Source organism: Streptomyces sp. NPDC051921, from assembly GCF_040680975.1.
In the GTDB taxonomy this organism is placed as follows: Bacteria; Actinomycetota; Actinomycetes; order Streptomycetales; family Streptomycetaceae; genus Streptomyces.
Map to the genome: position 1 here is coordinate 38373 of NZ_JBFAXU010000016.1, position 22025 is coordinate 60397.

The 22025-nt window shown below is 70.9% G+C and carries 16 protein-coding genes and 1 tRNA gene; 8 read left to right on the forward strand and 9 right to left on the reverse strand.

Features of this window, described 5'->3' with window-relative positions:
* Window positions 1–11: 11 nt before the first annotated feature.
* The 6 genes from mscL to AB0M16_RS21645 form a co-directional block, all read right to left on the reverse strand.
* Complete coding sequence (gene mscL, locus AB0M16_RS21620; RefSeq protein ID WP_365345228.1) at window positions 12–524, reverse strand: large conductance mechanosensitive channel protein MscL; 513 nt, start codon at window positions 522–524, stop codon at window positions 12–14.
* A 114-nt stretch (window positions 525–638) separates the two neighbouring features.
* Window positions 639–1175 carry a hypothetical protein gene (locus AB0M16_RS21625; protein ID WP_365345230.1) on the reverse strand — a complete coding sequence of 179 codons (537 nt, stop codon included), beginning with the start codon at window positions 1173–1175 and terminating at the stop codon, window positions 639–641.
* Between the two features lie 216 nt (window positions 1176–1391).
* Window positions 1392–2252, reverse strand: coding sequence for an S-methyl-5'-thioadenosine phosphorylase (locus AB0M16_RS21630; protein WP_365345232.1), 861 nt, complete (start codon window positions 2250–2252; stop codon window positions 1392–1394).
* 91 nt (window positions 2253–2343) lie between these two features.
* On the reverse strand, window positions 2344–2664 hold the full coding sequence (locus AB0M16_RS21635) for an FmdB family zinc ribbon protein (protein WP_365345234.1): 321 nt from the start codon (window positions 2662–2664) through the stop codon (window positions 2344–2346).
* A 68-nt stretch (window positions 2665–2732) separates the two neighbouring features.
* Window positions 2733–4013 carry an MFS transporter gene (locus AB0M16_RS21640; protein WP_365345236.1) on the reverse strand — a complete coding sequence of 427 codons (1281 nt, stop codon included), beginning with the start codon at window positions 4011–4013 and terminating at the stop codon, window positions 2733–2735.
* A gap of 246 nt (window positions 4014–4259) precedes the next feature.
* The gene (locus AB0M16_RS21645) at window positions 4260–5819 is read right to left on the reverse strand and encodes a potassium/proton antiporter (protein ID WP_365345488.1); all 1560 of its coding nucleotides are present in this window, start codon (window positions 5817–5819) and stop codon (window positions 4260–4262) included.
* Between the two features lie 224 nt (window positions 5820–6043).
* Between AB0M16_RS21645 and AB0M16_RS21650 the strand changes: the two genes are divergently transcribed.
* Window positions 6044–8770, forward strand: coding sequence for a penicillin acylase family protein (locus tag AB0M16_RS21650; RefSeq protein ID WP_365345238.1), 2727 nt, complete (start codon window positions 6044–6046; stop codon window positions 8768–8770).
* A 42-nt stretch (window positions 8771–8812) separates the two neighbouring features.
* Here the strand turns inward: AB0M16_RS21650 and AB0M16_RS21655 are convergent, their stop codons facing one another.
* Window positions 8813–9418, reverse strand: coding sequence for a 5-formyltetrahydrofolate cyclo-ligase (locus AB0M16_RS21655; RefSeq protein WP_365345240.1), 606 nt, complete (start codon window positions 9416–9418; stop codon window positions 8813–8815).
* Between the two features lie 123 nt (window positions 9419–9541).
* Between AB0M16_RS21655 and galU the strand changes: the two genes are divergently transcribed.
* The 7 genes from galU (at window position 9542) to AB0M16_RS21690 (ending at window position 14920) form a co-directional block, all read left to right on the forward strand.
* Window positions 9542–10441: a UTP--glucose-1-phosphate uridylyltransferase GalU gene (gene galU, locus AB0M16_RS21660; RefSeq protein WP_365345242.1), complete on the forward strand. Its 900-nt coding sequence runs from the start codon at window positions 9542–9544 to the stop codon at window positions 10439–10441.
* A gap of 85 nt (window positions 10442–10526) precedes the next feature.
* Window positions 10527–11804, forward strand: coding sequence for a gephyrin-like molybdotransferase Glp (glp, locus tag AB0M16_RS21665; protein ID WP_365345490.1), 1278 nt, complete (start codon window positions 10527–10529; stop codon window positions 11802–11804).
* Between the two features lie 57 nt (window positions 11805–11861).
* Complete coding sequence (gene moaC / locus AB0M16_RS21670; RefSeq protein ID WP_365345244.1) at window positions 11862–12347, forward strand: cyclic pyranopterin monophosphate synthase MoaC; 486 nt, start codon at window positions 11862–11864, stop codon at window positions 12345–12347.
* A 50-nt stretch (window positions 12348–12397) separates the two neighbouring features.
* Window positions 12398–12940: a MogA/MoaB family molybdenum cofactor biosynthesis protein gene (locus tag AB0M16_RS21675; protein ID WP_365345492.1), complete on the forward strand. Its 543-nt coding sequence runs from the start codon at window positions 12398–12400 to the stop codon at window positions 12938–12940.
* Window positions 12937–13554, forward strand: coding sequence for a GNAT family protein (locus AB0M16_RS21680; protein ID WP_365345246.1), 618 nt, complete (start codon window positions 12937–12939; stop codon window positions 13552–13554). The genes AB0M16_RS21675 and AB0M16_RS21680 overlap by 4 nt, the downstream gene beginning before the upstream one ends.
* A 146-nt stretch (window positions 13555–13700) precedes the next feature.
* Window positions 13701–14750: a gephyrin-like molybdotransferase receptor GlpR gene (gene glpR / locus AB0M16_RS21685; protein WP_365345248.1), complete on the forward strand. Its 1050-nt coding sequence runs from the start codon at window positions 13701–13703 to the stop codon at window positions 14748–14750.
* A gap of 96 nt (window positions 14751–14846) precedes the next feature.
* Window positions 14847–14920, forward strand: a tRNA-Ala gene (locus AB0M16_RS21690).
* A gap of 144 nt (window positions 14921–15064) precedes the next feature.
* Here the strand turns inward: AB0M16_RS21690 and AB0M16_RS21695 are convergent.
* Both AB0M16_RS21695 and AB0M16_RS21700 read right to left on the reverse strand, forming a co-directional pair.
* On the reverse strand, window positions 15065–15604 hold the full coding sequence (locus tag AB0M16_RS21695; protein ID WP_365345250.1) for a hypothetical protein: 540 nt from the start codon (window positions 15602–15604) through the stop codon (window positions 15065–15067).
* 78 nt (window positions 15605–15682) lie between these two features.
* The gene (locus AB0M16_RS21700; RefSeq protein WP_365345252.1) at window positions 15683–21952 is read right to left on the reverse strand and encodes an RHS repeat-associated core domain-containing protein; all 6270 of its coding nucleotides are present in this window, start codon (window positions 21950–21952) and stop codon (window positions 15683–15685) included.
* Between the last annotated feature and the right edge of the window lie 73 nt (window positions 21953–22025).

Sequence of the window (22025 nt, forward strand, 5' to 3'; positions counted from 1 at the left end):
CGAGCCGTCGGTCAGGAGGTGGAGTGCGCCCCGGTGCCGCCACCGGTCTGGGAGGTCACGCCCGTGTTGTTCACGGGACCGCGCTGCGAGACCAGGTGGTCGCGGATCTCCTTGAGCACCTCCAGCTCGCTGACCTCCAGGGTCTCCTGGACGCCTTCCTTCGCCTTCTCGTGCGCGGCGCGCTTCGCGAGGATCTTCGCCATCGGCAGGACCATGAGGAAGTAGACGACGGCCGCCGTGATCACGAAGCTGAGGATGGCGCTGAGCACCAGGCCCCACTGGATCTGGATGCCCTGCATCTCCCCGTCGATCACCCGGCAGGGGGCCTTCAGACAGGACGAGTAGCCCTCCAGGTCCTTCGTGCCGAAGGCACCCACGAGCGGGTTGATGATGCCCTTGACCACCGAGTTCACGATGTTGGTGAACGCCGCACCGATGACGACGGCCACCGCAAGGTCGATCACGTTGCCACGCATCAGGAAGGCCTTGAAGCCTCCCAGCAAGCTTTCCTTCTTCTCGGCCACCAAGGTGCCTTTCGTCGCGTGTGCTGCTGTGTCCGGAGCCATTACGCCGCGAGCGGCGCAGGAGCGTCCAATCCGTACACACGTGACGGTTACTTGACAGGCCGTCAGTGCGAATCAGCACAGCGTCACCGCCAGTTGGGACGTGATGCCCGCACCGGCCAGCGCTGTCGCCGTCGACCGTGGAACGGACAGGACGATCAAGGCCCCACCGTCCGAACGAGTCTCACCCGCACGCGGTACTTCGGCCACTCGGGCGCCCGAGGCGACCACGCGGGCGTCACCGCCCGCGCCCACGGCGGAGTCGGGTGCGGCGATCACGTCCACCCGGTCGCCCGGGCGCAGCAGCCGGACCGTCGCGGCGTCGGCGATCCGCACGGGAGCGGACACGAGCGGCACGTCGGCCGGCCGGTGCGGCGCACGGGCCGACGGCGGTGGCGGCTGCGGGACCGGGTCGTCCGCCCCGGCGGCCCCGGTCGCGGCGAGCGCGGCGGCCGTCATCGCGAGAACCGCGGCGGGTGCCCGTCGCCTGCGGCGCAGGGCCCTGCGCAGGCGTAGCCTTCCGCCGCGCACGCGCAGCGGGTCGAACTGCGGCACCCCGCACGGCGGGGGCACCGAGGTGCGGGTGTGGGGGAGGCAGGAGTCCGTGTTCATCGCGCAACCGCCTGTCGTGAGTCGGGCCGTTCGCCGGACCGTCCGGCGAACCGCACTCACCGTCCCGCACGAGCCGCGATCCTGCTCGGGCCTGTGGACAAACCGGCGGTTGTGGACAACTTCCTCACCCCCGCGAGCGATTGCCGCCGCGAGGCGGGGCGAGGACGCTTGAGGCAGTTCGGTCCTCGCGGCGCGGTTCGCCCCCGGCCGCGTCGCTCAGGGCAGTTCGATCCCCAGGTCCCACCCGTCGTGGGCCTGGGTGCACAGGCAGTCCCGGTCGACCGTCGCGGGGAGCGCGCTCACCGCGTCGAAGAGCACGTCGCGCAGCCGGCCGACGTTCTGTCCGAACACCCGCAGGACCTCGGTGTGCGAGACGCCGTCCCCCGTCTCCGCGCCCGCGTCCAGATCCGTCACGAGTGCGAGGGAGGTGTAGCAGAGTCCCAGTTCCCGGGCGAGAACGGCCTCGGGGTGGCCGGTCATGCCGACCACCGACCAACCCGCGGCCGCATGCCAGCGCGACTCGGCGCGCGTGGAGAAGCGGGGCCCTTCGATGACGACCATCGTGCCGCCGTCGACCGGCTCCCAGCCCTGCCCCCGGGCGGCCTTCAGGGCCACCCGACGCCCGTCCGGGCAGTAGGGGTCGGCGAAAGTCACGTGGACCACGTTCGGCACGGCCCCGCCCCAGGCCTCCGGCAGCGGTTCACCGTCGAAGAAGGTCTGCGCGCGGGCCTTCGTCCGGTCGACCAGCTGGTCGGGCACGACGAGGGTGCCGGGGCCGTACTCCTCGCGCAGTCCGCCGACCGCGCAGGGCCCGAGGACCTGGCGCACGCCCACGGAGCGCAGGGCCCACAGGTTGGCGCGGTAGTTGATCCGGTGCGGCGGCACGTGGTGGCCGCGGCCGTGCCGGGGGAGGAAGGCGACTCGACGGCCGGCGAGGTCGCCGAGGAAGAGGGAGTCGCTGGGGCTGCCGTACGGGGTGTCGACCGACACCTCGGTCACATCGTCCAGGAAGGAGTAGAACCCGGAGCCGCCGATCACCCCGATGTCTGCGAACAGGTCAGTCGTCTGGGTCGCCATGCCCGTCACCCTAACCGCCCCCGACGAACGCCGAATGCCCCGCCGAAGGGATCGGCAGGGCATTCGTCAGGTACGTGGAGCGGGGCCCGGGTCAGGCCGCCGAGGTGGAGCTGGACGACGTCGAGGCCGTGCTCGACGACGTCGCGGAAGACGCCGAGGAGGAGGACGACGACGAAGAGGACGACGTCGAAGACGAGGAGGGCTTCGACGAGGCCGGCGAGCTGCTGGACGACGCACCACGGCTGTCGTTCCGGTAGAAGCCGGAGCCCTTGAACACGATGCCGACCGCCGAGAACACCTTCTTCAGGCGTCCCTTGCAGTTGGGGCACTCGGTCAGAGCGTCATCCGTGAACTTCTGCACCGCCTCGAGGCCCTCGCCGCACTCGGTGCACTGGTACTGGTAGGTCGGCACTTGTCTTCCTCCTGGCACTCACACTCATCGAGTGCTAACGACGATCCATAGTGACGTATTCCGCGGGTTCAGTCCACCGGCACGGGAACTCGGTGACCTATACCACGTGCCGCGACCCGGCTCGCCGCGCGGGGGTGGAGTCGCGAGCGCAGGGCGACCAGGGTGGCGAGAGCGAGCACCGTGCCCGCCATCGGCACCAGGAATCCGGTGCTGGAGCCGTGGGCGTCGGCCAGCCGGCCGGCGACCGTGACGGCCGCGGCCTGGCCCAGCGCCACGGCGCCGGTCAGCCAGGTGAAGGCCTCGGTGCGGGAGGACGCCGGGACCAGGGTCTCGACGATCGTGTAGCCGGTGATCAGGGCCGGGGCGATGCACAGACCCACGACGAGGCCGAGGGCGCCGAGCAGCAGGACCGAGTGGGCGGACCACAGGAGGGAGGCGGCGACGGCCAGACCGGCGTAGCCGACGAAGAGGCGGCGGCGCGGGCCGGTCTTCCAGGCGATGGCGCCCATGGCGATGCCGGCGAGCATGTTGCCGGCGGCGAAGATGCCGTAGAGCAGGCCGTTGGCGCCGGGGTTGCCGATCTCCTCGGAGAAGGCGGTGAGGGAGACCTGCATGCCGCCGAAGACCGAGCCGATGCCGAGGAAGGCGATGGCGAGGACGCGGACGCCGGGGATGGACAGGGCCGAGCGGTGCGGTTCGCCGTCCGCCTGGGCGGCCGCGGCGGAGAGGCCGTGGGCGGGCTGGGTGCGGCGCTGGGCGGCGAAGAACAGGCCGCCGAACAGGGTGAGTGCGGCTTCGGCGATCAGGCCGGCGGCCGGGTGGACGCCGGTGCACAGGGCGGTGGCGAGGACCGGGCCGACGACGAAGGTGAACTCGTCCGTCACCGATTCGAAGGCGGCGGCGGTCGGCATCAGGGGCGTGCCGTCCAGCTTGGCGGCCCAGCGGGCCCGGACCATCGGACCGACCTGCGGCACGGAGGCGCCGGAGGGGACGGCCGCGAGGAACAGCGCCCACAGCGGGGCGCCGGCCAGGGCCAGCGCGACGAGAAGGGAGACGGAGGCGGCGTGGATGAGCACGCCGGGGACCAGGACGGCCCGCTGGCCGAAGCGGTCGGCGAGCCTGCCGCTCTGCGGGGCGAACAGCGCCATGGAGACGCCGGTGACGGCGGCGACGGCACCGGCGTTGCCGTAGGAGCCGGTGGTGTGCTGGACGAGCAGGACGATGCCGATGGTGAGCATCGCGAACGGCTGCCGGGCGGCGAAGCCCGGGAGCAGGAAGGAGAGGGCACCAGGGGTGCGGAGCAGCTGTCCGTAACCGGGCCGCTTCTCGGTGACGACCGTGGACGCCACGGTCCATGCCTTTCTGCCGCCTGGTAGCGCGCCCGAGCACGGTGGTGCGGGTTTCGCCGAGAGCTGTCCTCTTGCGCGGAACTGCGGTAGATACCGGGCCCCACTGCGGAGGGCGCCTCGGCCGCCATACGGTCGCGCCAGCTCTGCGTCAGGCAGAGTTGGTTCGATCAAGTGTGCCTTCATCGTACAGGGAAGGGCGTCTTCCCGCCTGGGAAAGCGCCCGGAGACCTGAATTAATGCCTGGGATTAACCGGACGTTCGCCGGAACGGGTTCCGGAAGGATCCCTCGTGGGCTTCCGGGGCGCCGGCGGCGGTGGCTCCGCCCGTGCCCAGCCAGCCGGCCAGCTTTCCGCCCTGGCCGACGGCCCGGAGGCGGCGCTCGGCGCTGTCCCGTACCGGGTCGGTGGCGACGACGAGCAGTTCGTCACCGCGCCGGAGCACGGTCGCGGGGCTGGGGACGAAGCTCTTGTCCTCCCGGACCACCAGGGTGACGGCGGCCCCGGCGGGCAGCCGGAGCTCGGCGACCTCGACGCCGTGCATCTTGGACCCCTGCGGGATCGCCACGGACAGCAGGTGGCCGCGCAGCCGCTCCAGCGGGGCCGACTCGATGCCCAGGTCGGCGGCCTCGGTCGGGTCCCTGAGCTCCAGGGCCCGGGCCAGCCAGGGCAGGGTCGGACCCTGGATCAGCGTGTAGACGACGACCAGCACGAAGACGATGTTGAAGATCCGCTCGCTGCCCTCGATCCCCGACACCATGGGGATCGTGGCGAGGATGATCGGGACGGCTCCGCGCAGGCCGGCCCAGGACATCAGAGCCTGCTCCCGCCAGGGGATGCGGAAGGGAAGGAGGCTGGCGAAGACCTCCATGGGGCGCGCGACCACGGTGAGCACCAGGCCGATCACGATCGCCGGCCAGAAGTCGCGGACCAGCTCGTGCGGGGTGACGAGCAGGCCGAGCAGGACGAACATGCCGATCTGGGCGATCCAGCCGAGGCCCTCGGCGAAGCCCCTGTTGGCGGGGGCGTGCGGCAGCTTGGCGTTGCCGAGCACCATCGAGGCCAGGTAGACGGCGAGGAAGCCCGAGCCGTGGGCCATGGCCCCGGCCGCGTAGGCGACGACGGCGATGGCCATGACGGCGATCGGGTAGAGACCGGAGGCCGGCAGGGCGACGTGACGCAGTCCGTAGGCGCCGACGAAGCCGACGGCGAGACCGACGGCGGCGCCGATGGCGAGCTCCAGGGCGATCTCGCCGACGAGGAGGTACCAGGCGTCGGCGTGGCCGACGGTGGAGAAGGCCACGACGAGGATGACGACGGGCGCGTCGTTGAATCCGGACTCGGCCTCCAGGACGCCGGTGACCCGGGAGGGCAGCGGCACCTTGCGCAGCACGGAGAACACGGCGGCGGCGTCGGTGGAGGAGACGACGGCGCCGATGATGAGGGCCTGTCGCCATTCCAGGTCGACGAGGTAGTGCGCGGCCGCGGCCGTGATGCCCACGCTCACCGCGACGCCGAGGGTCGAGAGCACGACCGCTGCGGGCAACGCGGGTTTGATCTCCTTCCACTTGGTGCCCAGACCGCCCTCGGCCAGGATCACCACAAGTGCGGCATAACCGATCACCTGGGTCAGTTCGGCGTTGTCGAAGGCGACGTTGCCGATGCCGTCCTGCCCGATGGCGACCCCGATCCCCAGGTAGAGCAGCAGGCTGGGAAGCCCGCTCCGGGACGAGATCCGCACCGCCGCGACAGCGATGAGCAGCACGAGCGAGCAGATGAGCAGGAGTTCGTTGAGCTGGTGGACAGTCAGTGGCCGTTCCTTCCCCTCACGTGCGGGCGGGATCGTTCCTCCGCCGCCGGTACTTCGTTACCTTACCTAATCTTTAACGCTTTCTTGACGTCCCTTTGGTATCTCCTCGTACATCAGTACGTATAGGTACGGTGCTCTTCCTGACACCGCGTCCGGGGCCTCCGGACGCTGCGCCTAAGGTTGCTCCCGTACTCCAGGACCACCCTGCCCCTCGAAGGACAGCGATGCCCTCCAACACGACCGCGCCCCCCGCCAAGAAGAAGGGGCGGCGTGCCCGCCTGATCGTTCTCGTCCTGGTCCTCGCTCTGGTCGCGGGCATCGGGTACGGCGCGTACTGGGGCGTCAGCACCGTCCGGGGCTCGTTCCCGCAGACCACGGGCACGATCCGGATCGACGGGCTCTCCGGCCCGGTCGAGGTCAAGCGCGACGCCTACGGCGTTCCGCAGATCTACGCCGACAACGAGGCCGACCTCTTCCGCGCCCAGGGCTACGTCCAGGCGCAGGACCGCTTCTACGAGATGGACGTCCGTCGCCACATGACGGCCGGTCGCCTCTCCGAGATGTTCGGCAAGAGCCAGGTCGACACCGACGCCTTCCTGCGCACGCTGGGCTGGCGGCAGGTCGCACAGCAGGAGTACGACAAGGTCCTGTCGGCGGAGACCAAGAAGAACCTCCAGGCCTACGCCGCCGGCGTCAACGCCTATCTCAAGGACCGGGACCCGTCCGACGTGTCCGTCGAGTACGCGGCCCTCGCCTTCACCAACGACTACACCATCGAGCCGTGGACCCCGGTCGACTCGGTGGCCTGGCTCAAGGCCATGGCCTGGGACCTGCGCGGCAACATGCAGGACGAGATCGACCGCTCGCTGATGACCAGCCGGCTCAAGCCGCAGCAGATCAAGGACCTCTACCCGGGGTACCCGTACGAGCTGCACCAGCCGATCGTCGACAAGGGTGCCGTCGACAAGATCACCGGCAAGTTCGACCCCGAGGGCGAGGCCAAGGGCACCGACGGCACGACCGGTGGCGGCAGCGGCTCCCAGGGGATCCAGTCCCAGCTCGCCGCGCTCTCCGACACCCTCGACGAGATCCCGGCCCTGCTCGGCCCCAACGGCAACGGCATCGGCTCGAACTCCTGGGTCGTCTCGGGCGACTACACGACCTCCGGCAAGCCGCTGCTCGCCAACGACCCGCACCTCGCGCCGATGCTGCCGTCCCTCTGGTACCAGATGGGCCTGCACTGCCGCTCCGTCTCGGCGACCTGCCGCTACGACGTCGCCGGCTACACCTTCTCCGGCACCCCCGGCGTGATCATCGGCCACAACAACTCCATCGCCTGGGGCTTCACCAACCTCGGCGCCGACGTCACCGACCTCTACCTGGAGAAGATCGGCACCGACGGCTACGTCGTGGACGGCAGGACCAAGCCCTTCCTCGTCCGCGACGAGATCATCAAGGTCGCCGGCGGCGGAGACCGCACCATCACCATCCGCTCCACCGAGCACGGCCCGCTGGTCTCCGACCGCTCCACCGAGCTGGAGAAGGTCGGCAAGACCGCCCCGGTCGGCAACGCCGCCCCCGACCGCGGCACCGGCTACGGCGTCGCCCTGCGCTGGACCGCCCTGCAGCCCGGCAAGTCGATGGACGCCGTCTTCGAGCTCAACCGCGCCAAGGACTTCACGAGCTTCCGGGCCGCCGCCAAGGACTTCGAGGTCCCGTCCCAGAACCTGATCTACGCCGACACCCAGGGCAACATCGGCTACCAGGCCCCGGGCAAGATCCCGGTCCGCAGCAAGGGCAAGAGCTACGACGGCACGGTGCCCGTGCCCGGCTGGGACTCCTCGTACGACTGGAAGGGCTACATCCCCTTCGACGAGCTGCCCTACGAGTACAACCCGGACCGCGGCTACATCGTCACCGCGAACCAGGCCGTCATCGACGAGAAGAAGTACCCCCACCTCCTCACCCGGGACTGGGGCTACGGCTCGCGCAGCCAGCGGATCAACGACCTGATCGAGTCGAAGACCAAGGACGGCGGCAAGATCTCGCCGGACGACATGCAGACGATGCAGATGGACAACCGCAGCGAGATCGCCACCCTGCTCAACCCGCTGCTGCTGAAGATCGACATCGCTGACCCGCAGGTCCGCGAGGCGCAGAAGCTGCTCGAGGGCTGGGACTACACCCAGGAGCCGGACTCGGCCGCCGCCGCGTACTTCAACGCCGTCTGGCGCAACGTCCTCAAGCTCGCCTTCGGCGACAAGCTGCCCAAGGAACTGCGCGTCGAGGGCGAGTGCATCAACGTCCGCGTCGCCGACGCCACCGGCCCCGTCGACGAGCAGAACAAGCTGGTCCGCGAGTGCGGTGAGCGCGACGCCGACACCGCGCAGCCGGACGGCGGCGACCGCTGGTACGAGGTGGTCCGCCCGCTGCTCAAGCAGGAGAAGAACGACTGGTGGAAGACGCCGGGGGACCGGCTCGACGCCCCCACCGAGACCCGTGACCAGCTGCTCGCGCAGGCCATGAAGGACGCCCGCTGGGAGCTGACCGCCAAGCTCGGCAAGGACGTCTCCACCTGGAGCTGGGGCCGGCTGCACCAGCTGACCCTGGAGAACCAGACCCTCGGCACCGCCGGCCCCGGCTTCGTGCAGTCGCTGCTCAACCGCGGCCCGTGGAACCTGGGCGGCGGCGAGGCCGCGGTCGACGCGACCGGCTGGAACGCGGCCGGTGGCTACGAGGTGATCTGGGTGCCGTCGATGCGGATGGTCGTCAACGTCGGCGACTGGGACAAGTCCCGCTGGATCAACCTCACCGGTGCCTCCGGCCACGCCTTCAGCAGCCACTACACCGACCAGACGGACAAGTGGGCGAAGGGCGAGCTGCTCGACTGGTCCTACGGGCAGGCCGCGGTCGAGGCCGGCACGACGGACACGCTCAAGCTGGAGCCCTGAGGCTCCGGGCGCTCGCAGCGCGGCGGAGCCCCAGAGGCTTCCTCAGCGCTCGAAGCGCCGGACCCCCTCCGGGGTCACCACCGCGTGCACGGGGTGGTCGTGCGGTTCCTCCGGGACCCGCGCGACCACCTCGTTCGCGTAGAGGAGCACCACCAGGGCCGGATCCGCCCCCGCCCGTACGAGCCGGGCCAGGACGCGGTCGTACGAGCCGCCGCCCCGCCCGAGGCGCATACCGCGCGCGTCCACCGCGAGGCCCGGGAGGAGGACCGCGTCCGCCGCGCACACCGCCTCCGGGCCGAGGCGCTCGCCGACCGGTTCGAGCAGCCCCCGGCCCGCCTTCGCGAGCCGCTCCGCGCCTTCGTACGCGGCCCAGTCCAGGTCGTTGTCGGGCAGCAGGACCGGCAGCAGGACCCGTACGCCCCGCTCGCGCAGCGCGTCCAGCAGCGCGCGGGTGCCGGGTTCGCGCCCCACCGAGACGTACGCGGCGACGGTGCCGGCGCCCGCCAGCTCGGACAGCTCCAGGGCGTGCTCCGCCAGGAGTTCCGAGGTGCGCGTGACATCCTCCGGGACCAGTGCGGCGCGGGCGGTCAGCAGGGCCCGGCGCAAGAGGGCCTTCTCGGTCGGTTCCTCACGCGGTTCGGTGCTCAATGCGGCTCGTATTCCTCTTGTATCGGGCGGTAGCGGTACGAGCATCGAGAAGGCTCAGGCGATTGCAGGCTTCTCACTGCTTTTCTCATTTTCTTCCCATACCGAACGGCTAGGGTGCTCCGCATGACTCAGACGCCGTCCATCACAAAGGCTGTCATCCCGGCCGCGGGCCTCGGCACCCGGTTCCTGCCGGCCACCAAGGCGACGCCGAAGGAGATGCTGCCGGTCGTGGACAAACCGGCGATCCAGTACGTCGTGGAGGAGGCCGTCGCGGCCGGGCTCTCCGACGTCCTCATGATCACCGGCCGCAACAAGCGCCCGCTCGAGGACCACTTCGACCGGAACTACGAGCTGGAAGAGGCGCTGACCCGCAAGGGCGACGAGGAACGGCTCGCCAAGGTCCAGGAGTCCAGCGACCTGGCCACGATGCACTACGTCCGGCAGGGCGCCCCCCGCGGCCTCGGCCACGCCGTGCTGTGCGCCGCCCCGCACGTGGGCGATCAGCCCTTCGCGGTGCTGCTCGGCGACGACCTGATCGACCCGCGCGACCCCCTGCTCGCCCGCATGGTCGAGGTGCGCGAGCGGTTCGGCGGCAGCGTGGTCGCGCTGATGGAGGTCGAGCCCTCCCAGATCCACCTCTACGGCTGCGCGGCCGTCGGCCCGACCGGCGACGCGGACGTGGTGAAGGTGACCGGCCTCGTGGAGAAGCCGGAGCCGGCGGAGGCCCCCAGCAACCTCGCGATCATCGGCCGCTACGTCCTGGACCCGGCCGTCTTCGCCATACTGCGGGAGACCGCGCCGGGCCGCGGCGGCGAGATCCAGCTGACCGACGCCCTGCAGAAGCTCGCGCAGGACGAGCGGGTCGGCGGCCCCGTCCACGGCGTCGTCTTCAAGGGGCGCCGCTACGACACCGGCGACCGAGGCGACTACCTGCGTGCCATTGTCAGACTGGCGTGCGAACGTGAAGATCTGGGACCGGACTTCCGGACCTGGCTCCGCAGTTACGTCAGCGAGGAGATGTAGCACCTTGAGCAGCAGCACGGCACCGTCGGACCACGAGCCCGCGGGCGGCTCCTCCGCCGATCCCCGCGGGGGCCCGGCCCGTGGCCTGTGGTCCGTCGACGAGCACCTCGGCGACATCCTGGCGGCGGTCGCCCCGCTCGAACCCATCGAGCTGCAGCTGCCGGACGCCCAGGGCTGCGTCCTCGTCGAGGACGTCACGGTGCCGGTCGCCCTGCCGCCCTTCGACAACAGCTCCATGGACGGGTACGCGGTGCGGGTCGCCGACGTGGCCGGGGCGAGCGAGGAGTTCCCCGCCGTCCTGACCGTGATCGGCGACGTCGCCGCGGGCGCCGGCGGGCTGCCCGAGGTCGGGCCGGGCCAGGCCGCCCGGATCATGACCGGCGCCCCGCTGCCGCCCGGAGCCGAGGCCGTCGTCCCCGTCGAATGGACCGACGGAGGCACGGGCGAGGGCGCGGCCGGCACCATGCGCCCGGCGAGCGCCGCCCCGGAGGGCGCCGCCGGAGAGGTCCGCGTCCACCGTCCCGCCGAGGCCCGCGCCCACGTCCGGGCGCGCGGCAGCGACGTCCGGGCGGGCGAGCTGGCCCTCGCGGCGGGCACGGTCCTCGGGGCCCCGCAGATCGGCCTGCTCGCGGCGATCGGCCGCGGCACCGTGCGCGTGCACCCCCGCCCGCGGGTGGTGGTGATCTCCACCGGCAGCGAACTGACCCAGCCCGGCGAGCCCTTGGGCGAAGGCCAGATCTACGACTCCAACAGCTTCGCGCTCGCCGCCGCCGCGCGCGAGGCGGGTGCCCTCGCCTACCGGGTCGGCGCGGTCGCCGACGACGCCGAGTCGCTGCGCGCCGCCATCGAGGACCAGCTGATCCGGGCCGACCTGATCGTCACCACGGGCGGGGTCAGCGTCGGGGCGTACGACGTGGTGAAGGAGGCGCTGACGGCGGACGGCGAGGTCGACTTCCGCAAGCTGGCGATGCAGCCGGGCAAGCCGCAGGGATTCGGCATGATCGGCCCCGACCACACCCCGCTGCTCGCCCTGCCGGGCAACCCGGTCTCCTCGTACGTCTCCTTCGAGCTGTTCGTCCGTCCCGCGATCCGTGCCCTCATGGGTCTCGGTGAGCGGCCCGACGCCCACCGGCCCAGGGTCCGCGCCGCCCTGAAGTCGGACCGCGGTCTGTCCTCGCCGGCCGGCCGCCGCCAGTTCCTGCGCGGCAGCTACGACGCCGAGTCGGGCACCGTCACTCCTGTGGGCGGCTCCGGCTCCCATCTCATCGCGGCGCTCGCCCACGCGGACGCCCTGCTCGTCGTACCGGAGGAGGTCACCGGGGTGGAACCGGGCACGGAGCTGGAAGTGGTCCTCCTCGGCTGAGGGGGGCATGGTGGGGGTACCGTGTCGTCCCACACAGCGACCGGGAGTGTCACCGCGATGAGCACGCAGCAAGGCCTCACCCACATCGACGAGGCGGGGGCGGCCCGCATGGTCGACGTCTCCGCGAAGGAGGTCACGGCCCGCACCGCCCGTGCGAGTGGACGCGTCCTCGTCTCGCCGCGCGTGATCGAGCTGCTGCGCGGCGAGGGCGTGCCGAAGGGTGACGCGCTGGCCACGGCCCGGATCGCCGGGATCATGGGGGCCAAGAAGACCCCGGACCTGATCCCCCTGTGCCACCCGCTGGCCGTCTCGGGCGTGACGCTGGACCTGACGGTCGCGGACGACGCCGTCGAGATCCTCGCGACGGTGAAGACCACGGACCGCACGGGCGTCGAGATGGAGGCCCTGACGGCGGTGTCCGTGGCGGCGCTCACCGTGGTCGACATGGTGAAGGCGGTCGACAAGGGCGCGGTCATCTCCGACGTGCGGGTCGAGGAGAAGACCGGCGGCAAGTCCGGCCACTGGACGCGGAGCGCGTCATGACGCGCGCGGGCAAGGTCGCGGGGGCGCACGAGCACGAGGCGCACGCGCCGGTGGCGCTCGACGCCGCGGTCGGCGGCGCCCTCACCGCCCCGTACTCCGCGCTCGTCGTGACCGCCTCGAACCGGGCGTCGGCCGGCGTCTACGAGGACAAGGGCGGCCCGCTGATCGCGGAGGGGCTGCGCGGCATGGGCTTCGCCGTGGACGGCCCGCAGGTCGTCCCGGACGGCGCGCCGGTCGAGGCGGCGCTGCGCGCCGGGGTCGCAGCGGGCTACGACGTCATCCTCACCACCGGCGGTACGGGCGTCTCGCCCACCGACGAGACCCCCGAGGTCACCCGGCGGGTCCTCGACACAGAGATCCCGGGGATCCCGGAGGCGATCCGCGCGTACGGCCGCGAGAAGGTGCCCACCGCGGCCCTCTCGCGCGGGCTCGCGGGCGTCGCGCGCGGCACGCTGATCGTGAACCTGCCGGGTTCGACGGGCGGGGTACGGGACGGGCTCGCGGTCCTGGAGCCGCTGCTGACCCATGCCGTGGACCAGATCCGGGGCGGCGACCACCCGAGACCGGCGTCGGAAGCGGGCCCGGAGTCATGATCCCGTCCTGGCCCGTGGTGCTGGTGGACGGCGACGTGCTGCTCCGCCCGATAAGGATGCGCGACCAGCGGGCCTGGCGCGAGGTGAACCGGCGCAACCGTGACTGGCTGCGGCCGTGGGAGGCGACCGTCCCGCCGCCCGGGCCCGGTGGCCCGGTGGCGCAGCGTCCCACGTACCGTCAGATGGTGCGCCATCTGCGGGCGGAGGCGAACGCGGGGCGGATGCTGCCGTTCGTGATCGAGTACCAGGGCCATCTGGTCGGGCAGTTGACGGTGGCGGGTATCACCTGGGGCTCGATGTGCTCGGGCCATGTGGGCTATTGGGTGGACAGCGGGGTGGCCGGCCGGGGTGTGATGCCGACGGCGGTCGCGCTCGCCGTGGACCACTGTTTCCGTACGGTCGGGCTGCACCGGATGGAGGTCTGCATTCGTCCGGAGAACGGCCCCTCGCGGCGGGTCGTGGAGAAATTGGGTTTCCGGGAGGAGGGGCTGAGGCCCCGTTACCTCCACATCGACGGTGCCTGGCGTGACCATCTGGTCTTCGCGCTGACCGCGGAGGAGGTGCCGGAGGGGCTGCTGCGGCGCTGGCACCAGGCACGTCGCCAACCTCAATAATTCCAATAAGTGTTCGAATTTAATCGGTAGTTGACCGGCAATCGATCTGAACAATCACAAAAAAGTTCAGTGATATCAGCCAGATCGTGCGACACACCGGGCCAATTGGCCGATGCCCTCACCCGAACCCCTCTACCGTGTGAAGGGTGAGCAGCAGCGGCCTCATCTACGCAGTCATCGTCGGGGCCTGGGCCGCCTACTTGGTGCCGATGTGGCTCCGCAGGCAGGACGAGCTGAACGAGGCCCGTCCGACGGAACGCTTCAGCACCGCCATCCGGCTGCTGTCCGGACGGGCGGGCATGGAGCGCCGTTACGCCAAGGAGCTGAAGGAACGGGATCGAGCGGCGGACGGCGCGGCGCCCGACGTGGACCCGGACGCGGAGACGGAGCATCTGAGCTCGGTCGACGTCCGGGCCTTCAGCGCGCCCGCGGCCAGGACGGAAGCCCGCCTGGAGATGCCGGAAGCGGCACCCAAGGCCCCGGCCCCGGCATCGGCCCCCGCACCCGCCCGGCGCGCGCCCAGCGCGGCGGCCGAGCGGGCCCGCCGGGGCAAGGTCCTGGCCCGGCGCAGGCGCAGCACCGTGATCCTCTTCCTGGCCTTCACCCTCGGCGCGGTCGTCGCGGCCGTCGGCGGCCTCGCCTTCCTGTGGGCCCCGGCCGTCCCGGCCGTGCTCCTGAGCGCGTACATCGTGTACCTGCGCGTCCAGGAGCGGCGGCGCTTCGTCTACGTGATGGACCGCCGCAACGCGGAGGCCGCCGCGGCCCGGCTGCGCGAAAGCCGCCGCCCGGCCCCGACGCCCGAGCCGGAGCCCGCCCAGCCCCCGACGCCCGCCCAGGCCGTCTCACCGCAGGAGGCGGACCGCCGCGCGCTGGTGGAGCAGACGGACCACGCGGAATGGGTCGACCAGCAGCGCGACCGCGGCCCGGCCCGCGGCGACAGCTGGGACCCGGTCCCGGTCCCGCTCCCCACGTACGTCACCGCTCCGGTCGCTCCGCGCGCCTCGAGCGGCGTCGACATCACGGATCCGGAGACCTGGAGCTCGGCGCGGTCCTCCACGGCGGCCGACCCGGCCCCCGCTCCCGCCCCGGCTCCCCGCCGGCGCACCCCCCAGCCCCGCCCGCGCCGCGACCACGGCCGCACCCCGCTCTTCGACCAGTACGCGGACGACGACCGCCCCCGGGCGGCCAACGAATGACCCCTCGCCGGGGGCCCGCGACGGCCCCCGGCTGACCTGCGGGGGAGCGGATTTCCAACATCGCCCGTGGGGATGCTAATGTTTCACACGTCGCAAGGGCCTGTGGCGCAGTCTGGTAGCGCACCTCGTTCGCATCGAGGGGGTCTGGGGTTCAAATCCCCACAGGTCCACAGACACACGAGATCCCGTCCGATCGCAAGATCGGACGGGATCTCTGCGTTTCCGCCGTGCGCCACCGCAACGGGGAGGACGAGGTCGGCGCCCGGGCCGTGGATGGAGCCGAGCCAGGGCGCCGACGTGCGGCGAGGGGTAGGTCAGCCCTTGGACAGCGTGTAGGTGTCCCGGGCGTCGGGGTCCGATGTGAGGAAGAACAACGCAGGCCGTCCGGCCTTGTCCTTCGTGACGCCCATGTACCAGGTGGCCTCGGCCGGAGGCGGCGCTGTGCGGGCTGCCACCGAGTCCGGTGGGGCCGCGGACGGAGGAGCGGCGGAGGGCGACGGCGCGGGCGCGGACGATTTCACCGTCACGTGGACGACGTAGCCCCGGCCCACGGTGTTCCCGCCCTTGTAGCGACCCGGTTCGTAGAGTTCCCAGGTCCCTTCTCCGGTCATGCGCCAGTTGTCGTCGAAGCGGAACTCCTGGCCGTCGAGGGCGGTCGCCCGCGCCTTGCCGTCGGGGCCCAGTGTCAGCGTGCTGCCCTCCCAGCCCCTCCACGTGCCCTGGAGATCCGCGAGCCCCACCTTCGCGGGCGGTGGCGGTGGTGCGGTCCTGTTGTCGACGCAGGAGGACGTCCCGAGGACGAGGGCCGAGACGGCCGTCACCGCCGCAAGTCCCCGCCGGATCAGGATGGACATGAAGAGCTACCTCTTTCCACGGGGGCCTGGGGTGCCCGGGAGACTGTTCCCGGGCACCCCAGGCCCTGCCGCATGGTGCTACTGGTCGATCGGCATGTTGATCGACTCGCTCCAGGTGACGGTGAACTTCAGCTCGCGCTGGCCCGACGGGAACACCATGCGTGCTCCATTGGACAGCATCACGGCCGGCCCCTCCTTGGCGCCCTCCGTGTAGCCCTCCTGGGACACGCCGCGGGTCAGCGACTCCACGGTCATCTTCTGCGTGAGCTCGAAGTCGACCTTCGCGGTCTTGTTCAGACTGCGGTACTCGCTCACGGTCGCCTTGAGGTTGAACGAACCGAGGATGGCCCGGGTAGCGCCCTCCTGGGCCTTCTCGTCCCCGCCGAGATACGTGGCGAAGTCGGCGAGCTCGCCGGCCATGAGCAGCTTCAACGGGATGTCGTTCATGCCGGCGCCGTATGCGGTCTTGTAGTCCAGACCCGTGATCGTGTCACCGACCTTGGTGCCCTGGCGCATCTTCAGGTTCTTGCGCACCAGGTCCATCCAGATGTGCTGCTGCACGCCGGCGGTGAACTTGTCCCGCTCGTCGAAGTGGTAGGCGCTCGGGGTGATCCCGGCGAACCACATCGCGACGATCTGGGTGGCGTCCGGATTGAGGATGGTGTCCCCGCTCCAGTTGCCGCCGGAGCGGTACGCCGCATTGGCGCGCCGGCCCAGCTCCTGTCGGCGACGATCCTCGGCAACGGCCTGCCGCTGGTAGCGCTCGGTCTCCTTGTTCTGCGCCACGATCTCGTCGTAGCGGCTGCCCTTGCTGACGACCTCCGTACCGCCCTTGCAGCGGTACATGCCGTTGACGCACTCCTCCAGGGCCTCGCCCGTCGGGTCGGAGAAGGTGATGGGGTTGTTCGCGGCGTAGCCGTACCCGTTCATGGTCTGGGGCTTGTCCGCCTCGAGGATCGGGTCCACCGAGACGAAGCGGCCGATCGACGGGTCGTACTCACGGGCGCCGATGTGCGTGAGTCCCGTGTCGGAGTCCCTCGTGCCCCCGATGAACCCCTTGTCCCCGGCCCAGGCCGTGGGCTGGGGGCCACGGGCCTCGCCGAAGAGCGAGGTCTTCCGGCGCGTGACGACCTGGGCCGCGTCCGCGGTGATCTGCGTCGTGCCCGTGCCGTGGTGGTCGGACAGCATGAAGGTCAGCCTTCCGCCGGTCCGCACCGCGACGATCTTCGTGTCGGCCAGGTAGTAGCGGGTACCCGTGACCACGCCGGCCTTGTCGAGCTTCAGCTCGTTGCCCGCGGGCAGGGTGAGCGTCGTTCCGGTGGAGTCCCTCCTGAGCAGTCGCTGCCCCTCGGTGGTGTAGAGGTACGAGCTGACCTGCGTCCCCTGCGTCACGGACGCGACGTGGCCCTCGTCGTCCCAGCGCAGAGTCTGCTGGGCGGCGCTGCCGATCTTGCGGGTCTCGGTGTTGCCCGCGTCGTCGTAGCCGAAGAGCTCCTCGTGGGGGTCGGTGCCCGTCTGGGTCACCTTGGTCAGGTCGTGCTTCCCGGCCGTCGGCGCGGCGTACGTACGGACGGTGTCGGCGGCAGGGCCCGAGGCGGTCTTGTGCCTGGTCTCGGTCCTGCGGTTGCCGACCGCGTCATAGGTGTACGAGGTCCAGTACGCATCCTGGCCGCCGACCACGGCGTCCGAGGGCGCCGCCGCGCACTGCTCACCGGTGTTCGTCCAGGCCTCGGTGATCCGGCGCACGGCGTCCAGCGCGAAGCACTGGGTGTCCGTGGTCCGGGCGGAGTCCTGGCCGTAGCCGGTGGCGACCGACGTCATGTTGCCGGCGGCGTCGTAGCCGAACCGGGTGTCGTCGACGCGCTGCGGGGCGACCTCGCGGTCCGTGTAGCGGCGCAGCGGAGCGCCCGTGTGCTCGTCGTACTCGTTGCTGATCCAGACATGCTGGGCGAACGTGCCCAGTTCCTGACGGGTGTTGCGGCCGTAGTGGTCGTACGTGGTCGCCGACACGAGCGGGTCGGCGCCCGCGCCCACGGTGCTGAGCAGACCGTGCACGGGCGTGTAGGTGTTGGCGACCTTCTCCGCCGGCAGTCCGCCGATGGCGGGCTGCTGGGTCCACATCACCTGGCCGGTGTTGAGGTTGTAGGAGGTCGTCCACTTGTACGTGCCCGCCAGGGCGCCCTCGGCGGCCGGAACGGTCAGCTGGGTGACGACCGGCTGGTAGAGGCTGTTGTAGGTGGTGACGGAGGTCTCGTAGGCGTTGCCGTCGACGTATCGGGTGGCCTTGGACAGCTGCCCCTTGGCGACGGTGTCGTACACCCAGGTGCTGAGGGTCGTGGCGCCCGACTTGAGAGAGAGCTTCCGGCCGAGCTCGTCGTAGTCCGTGTGCAGCGTGATCAGACGAGCGTCGGTGACGTCGGTCGCCCGGTCGCCCTTGTCGTAGGTCGTCCTGGTCGTGCCCTTGTCGGGGTCGACGGCCTCGGTCCGGCGGCCTCGGACGTCATGGACGTACGTCCACGCGGCGCCCGACGGGTCGGTGATGCGTTCCACACGGCCGCGCTTGTCGAAGGCGTACGTGGTCGACTGCCCGGTGGTCCGGGCGGCGTCCGTGTACTCCTTGACCTCGGTGGTGCGGCCGAGTGCGTCCTTCACCGTGGTGGTCGCGGTGCCGCCCTTCGGAGGGACGACCGTCGTGGTGTCGCCGGTGTACGTGGTGGTGGTGCGCTTGGTCTCGTCGCCGAAGCGCCGGGCGATGACGGCCGTGACACGTCCGGCCCCGTCGTACTCGGTGTCGGTGGACGCCGGGTACTCCAGCTCCTTCCCCGTGACCAGGACGGGCTCGGGTGCCCCGGTGGCGAAGAAGGTGCCGGAGTTGCGCCAGACCAGTCCGCGCGTGTCGTAGAACGTCTCGGTGACGAGGCGCCCCGCCCGATCCGGCGACTCCACCTGCGTCTGCCGCTCGCGCAGCAGACCGTCCTGGAACGCGTAGGTGACGTCGTAGCTGTTGTCGTGGGTCAGCGCCTTGGTCGTGACGACGATCGGTCCGTCGCGGCGCACGAGGTACTCGAAGACGTAGCTCGGGGACTCGGGATACGTGGCCGCCGAGCGAGTGGGCTGCCACACCTTGGTGACCCGGCCGAGCGCGTCGAAGGCGGTGGTGGTGACCTTCCCGTTCGCGTCGGTGACCTGGGCGGCCTGCGCACGCAGCGGGTTGGTCACCGTGGTCGTCGTGTGGCCCTTGGGGTTGGTGACGACCACGGTCGTCGGCACTTCTCCCGCAGCGGGGGTGTAGGACGTCCTGGTGACCTGGCCGTAGGAGTCCGCGGCGGCCAGCGTGCGTCCGTACGCGTCGTAGCAGAGCTGCGTGCCGCCGGTGCCGCAGAGCGACGGGGTGCTGGACACCGGGTCGTAGCCGGTGCCGGCGCCGTTGATGCGGTCGGTCTTCGTGACCAGACCCCGGCCGGGCACGGTGCCGAGCGCGCCGCCGTCGTAGTAGGTCCGGACGTCGTCGATGACGTCGGCGGGCCGGGAGGCGGTGCTGCCGCAAGGAACGGCAACGGTCTCGACGCGGCTGACCTTGTCGAGGATGTGGGCCGTGGTGTTACGGGCGTAGCTGGTGGTGACGCACTTCTCGTCACCGGTCCTGGCCTTGTCGCCGGTGGACGACTCGGTCGCGACCATGCCGTACGAGTCGAAGGTGCGGGTCAGCTCCGTGGTGCGGGTGCCGCCGGTGACCGTGGTGCGGGTCTGCTCCTCCTCCGTCCCCGTTCGGTACGAGACGAGGTCCGGCAGTCCCGAGCGCGTGCGGGTCGCCACCGCGGACGACCGCCACGGGGTGAAGGAGGTGGCGGAGACGAGCTTGGTGGTGTCGTCGCCGTTGTACGTGGCGGTCTCGCGCTTCATACCGGCGAACTGCTCGCGGTCCGTGACGGCGACACCCGCGCTGTTCTCGACGCCCTTGCCGTCGAGGCCGCGGAAGTAGCGGGTCTCGGTAAGGGTCTTCGGGTCGGAGCCGGCGCCGGAGCGGGTCTGGACCCGCTCGTAGCCGCGGGAGACGGAGTAGGTGCGGTCGGCCGCCTTGGTGAATTCGTCGGTGCTCTTGGCCCAGGCGGCGCCGCCGACGTAGTCGTAGGTGGTCACCTTGTCCGGGGACTCGACGAGGTTGTCGCCTTCGACGACCTGCTTCACGACATAGGACTGGAACCAGTCCAACTGAGCGGTGTCACCCTCGAAGGCCCATTTCACCGGGTAGCAGCGGGTGGTGTTGGTGGCGTCGGGGGCCGGCAGGGTGGTCACCGTGCAGTCCGGCTGGGAGTAGGTGACGCCGATGGTGCCGCCGGACTCCGTGGTGATCTGGTAGAGCCGCAGCCGGATGAACGGGGCGAGGCCGTCGCCGGTCCTGTCGACACGGTTGGCCTTCTGTTCGCCCGCGAAGGTCACCGGCGGGAGAGCGAGGCTGCCGCCGGTCTTGCCGGTCCGCTGGATGGACTTCAGCCACATCGGGGTGGAGATGCCGTCACCGGAGGCCGGGAAGTCCTGGTCGAGCGTCCAGGTGTCGACGTCCTTGTAGGCGCCGCCGGTCAGCACCTTGGTGGTGACCGAGCTCAGCCGCTTGCGGGACCAGAAGGTGGGCGAGATCTGTTCCTTGCACTCTGCGCCGTCCTTGCAGTGACGGTCGTAGGGGACGTCCGGCCAGTTCTTGGCGTTGGCCTCGTCGAACGTGCCGCAGTTGGTCAGACAGCGCTCGGAGACACCGAAGTCGACCCGGCCCATGGCCTTGCCCGTGTACACGGCGTCGGAGCGCAGACCGTAGTCGATGTGGTCGAGCCAGCCACCGCGTACGTACGGGGTCGCGGTGGAGTCCCCGGTGGTCAGGGAGACGTTGCGTCCGTAGTTGTTCTTCTCGGTGTTCCAGTGGTACGCGACCGCGTTGCCGTGCGGGTCGACGACGTAGTCGAGCTGCCAGCGCCAGGCCTGCTGGCACCACCCGGACGCGAAGGAGGAGTCGTAGCAGGGCTCACCGGACTGGTTGCCGAACACCGGCACGGTCCAGGCCGAGTTGGTGACCGGGTCGTCCGCGGCGGTGCCGTTGTCCTTCCAGCCGGGGAGCCGGTTCAGGCCGAAGAAGTACTGGGTGCCGTCGGCCGTGGTGACCTTCCAGTGCTCACCCTTGCCGTCGACGCCGTCCGTACCACCGTCACCGTTGACGGCGCCGGTCAGCTTCTCGACCTTCTCGCCCGAGTCGGACGCCGGGTGCCAGCCCTTGCCCGCCTCGTAGACGAGCTCGCTCGTCCTCCCGGCGAGCGACAGGGTGACGTTGTCGTCGAACCAGCACAGGTCGCCGACCTTGGTGGTGTTGGTGCCGCCCGTCATGTCGTCGTTGCATGACTTGTACTTGCGCTCGATGAAGCCGGGCTCCCAGTTCCAGCCGTCGCCGATCCACGACGGCTGGTTGTTGGAGGCGCCTGTGCGGCCGTCCACCGATTGGGAGTTGTAATCGAGCGAGATCTTGGGGTCGAGGCCGCCCGGAACGGTCGGGACGCCGATCGGGTAGCTCCAGGTGAACGCGCCGGTCGACCCGCCCGCGCTCCACGACCCCGACGCCTGCAGCGAGGTCGCCTTGTAGTCGCCCGTCGGGCCCGCGTCGTCCGCCGTGGCGGCGAGGACCGTGAAGCCTGACGTCGGGACCGCGCTGGAGGCGGACAGGGTGCCCGTCCTCGTGTCGTTCGTGGTGTCCAGCGGCTTCTGGATCCGGCACGCGTCCTTCTCCGGCGTGGTCAGCGCGCAGGCCGGCAGCTGCACCAGGCGGAGTCGTGCCGCCCAGTCGCCGCCGTAGGCGTCGCGGAAGGAGCCGTAGTCGACCGTGACCCGGGCGGGGACCGGGGCACGGCCCGCGTCGGAGCGGCCCACGGACAGCAGGAGGCCGTCGACGCCCGCCCTCCGGGCGGCCTTGCGGTCGGCGACCGTGACCTTCGCCCTGGCCGAGACGGCCGAGCGGATCGGGCCTTCGGACGACGAGGTACGGGCCAGCGGGGCTGCCGGGGTCCCGGTGACCGTCACCGGCAGGCGGCCGGCGCGGGCACCCGTCGAGAGAAACGTTTCTGCGGTGCCGGGTGCGGGCCAGGTCGCCCTGACGGCCTTCTTGTGCCAGGAATGGGCGGCCGCCGCGTCGGCCTTCCTCGCGCCCCCCACCGCGGCCTTCTCCACGGCGACCGGCTTCGGCTGCTTCAGGTCCGGCAGCTGCGGTCCGCCGCTCGTTTCAGCGGCCGCCACGGCGCCGGGAAGCATCCCGGTCAGCACCGCGGCGGTCAGGAGCACATGCAGGCCACGCCTGCGGATGTGTCTCATTCATACCCCCTCGAATGACGTCCCCCTGGGGGACCGTCGCAGGCTAACAGGCGCCTCGGCGGGGCATTTTCCG

Excerpts from the sequence above, each read along its gene's own strand:
- AB0M16_RS21625 (WP_365345230.1), bottom strand. The coding sequence starts at position 1,175 with ATGAACACGGACTCCTGCCTCCCCCACACCCGCACCTCGGTGCCCCCG.
- AB0M16_RS21630 (WP_365345232.1), bottom strand. The coding sequence starts at position 2,252 with ATGGCGACCCAGACGACTGACCTGTTCGCAGACATCGGGGTGATCGGC.
- AB0M16_RS21650 (WP_365345238.1), top strand. The coding sequence starts at position 6,044 with ATGCCCTCCAACACGACCGCGCCCCCCGCCAAGAAGAAGGGGCGGCGT.
- galU (WP_365345242.1), top strand. The coding sequence starts at position 9,542 with ATGACTCAGACGCCGTCCATCACAAAGGCTGTCATCCCGGCCGCGGGC.
- moaC (WP_365345244.1), top strand. The coding sequence starts at position 11,862 with ATGAGCACGCAGCAAGGCCTCACCCACATCGACGAGGCGGGGGCGGCC.
- AB0M16_RS21680 (WP_365345246.1), top strand. The coding sequence starts at position 12,937 with ATGATCCCGTCCTGGCCCGTGGTGCTGGTGGACGGCGACGTGCTGCTC.
- AB0M16_RS21695 (WP_365345250.1), bottom strand. The coding sequence starts at position 15,604 with ATGTCCATCCTGATCCGGCGGGGACTTGCGGCGGTGACGGCCGTCTCG.
- AB0M16_RS21700 (WP_365345252.1), bottom strand. The coding sequence starts at position 21,952 with ATGAGACACATCCGCAGGCGTGGCCTGCATGTGCTCCTGACCGCCGCG.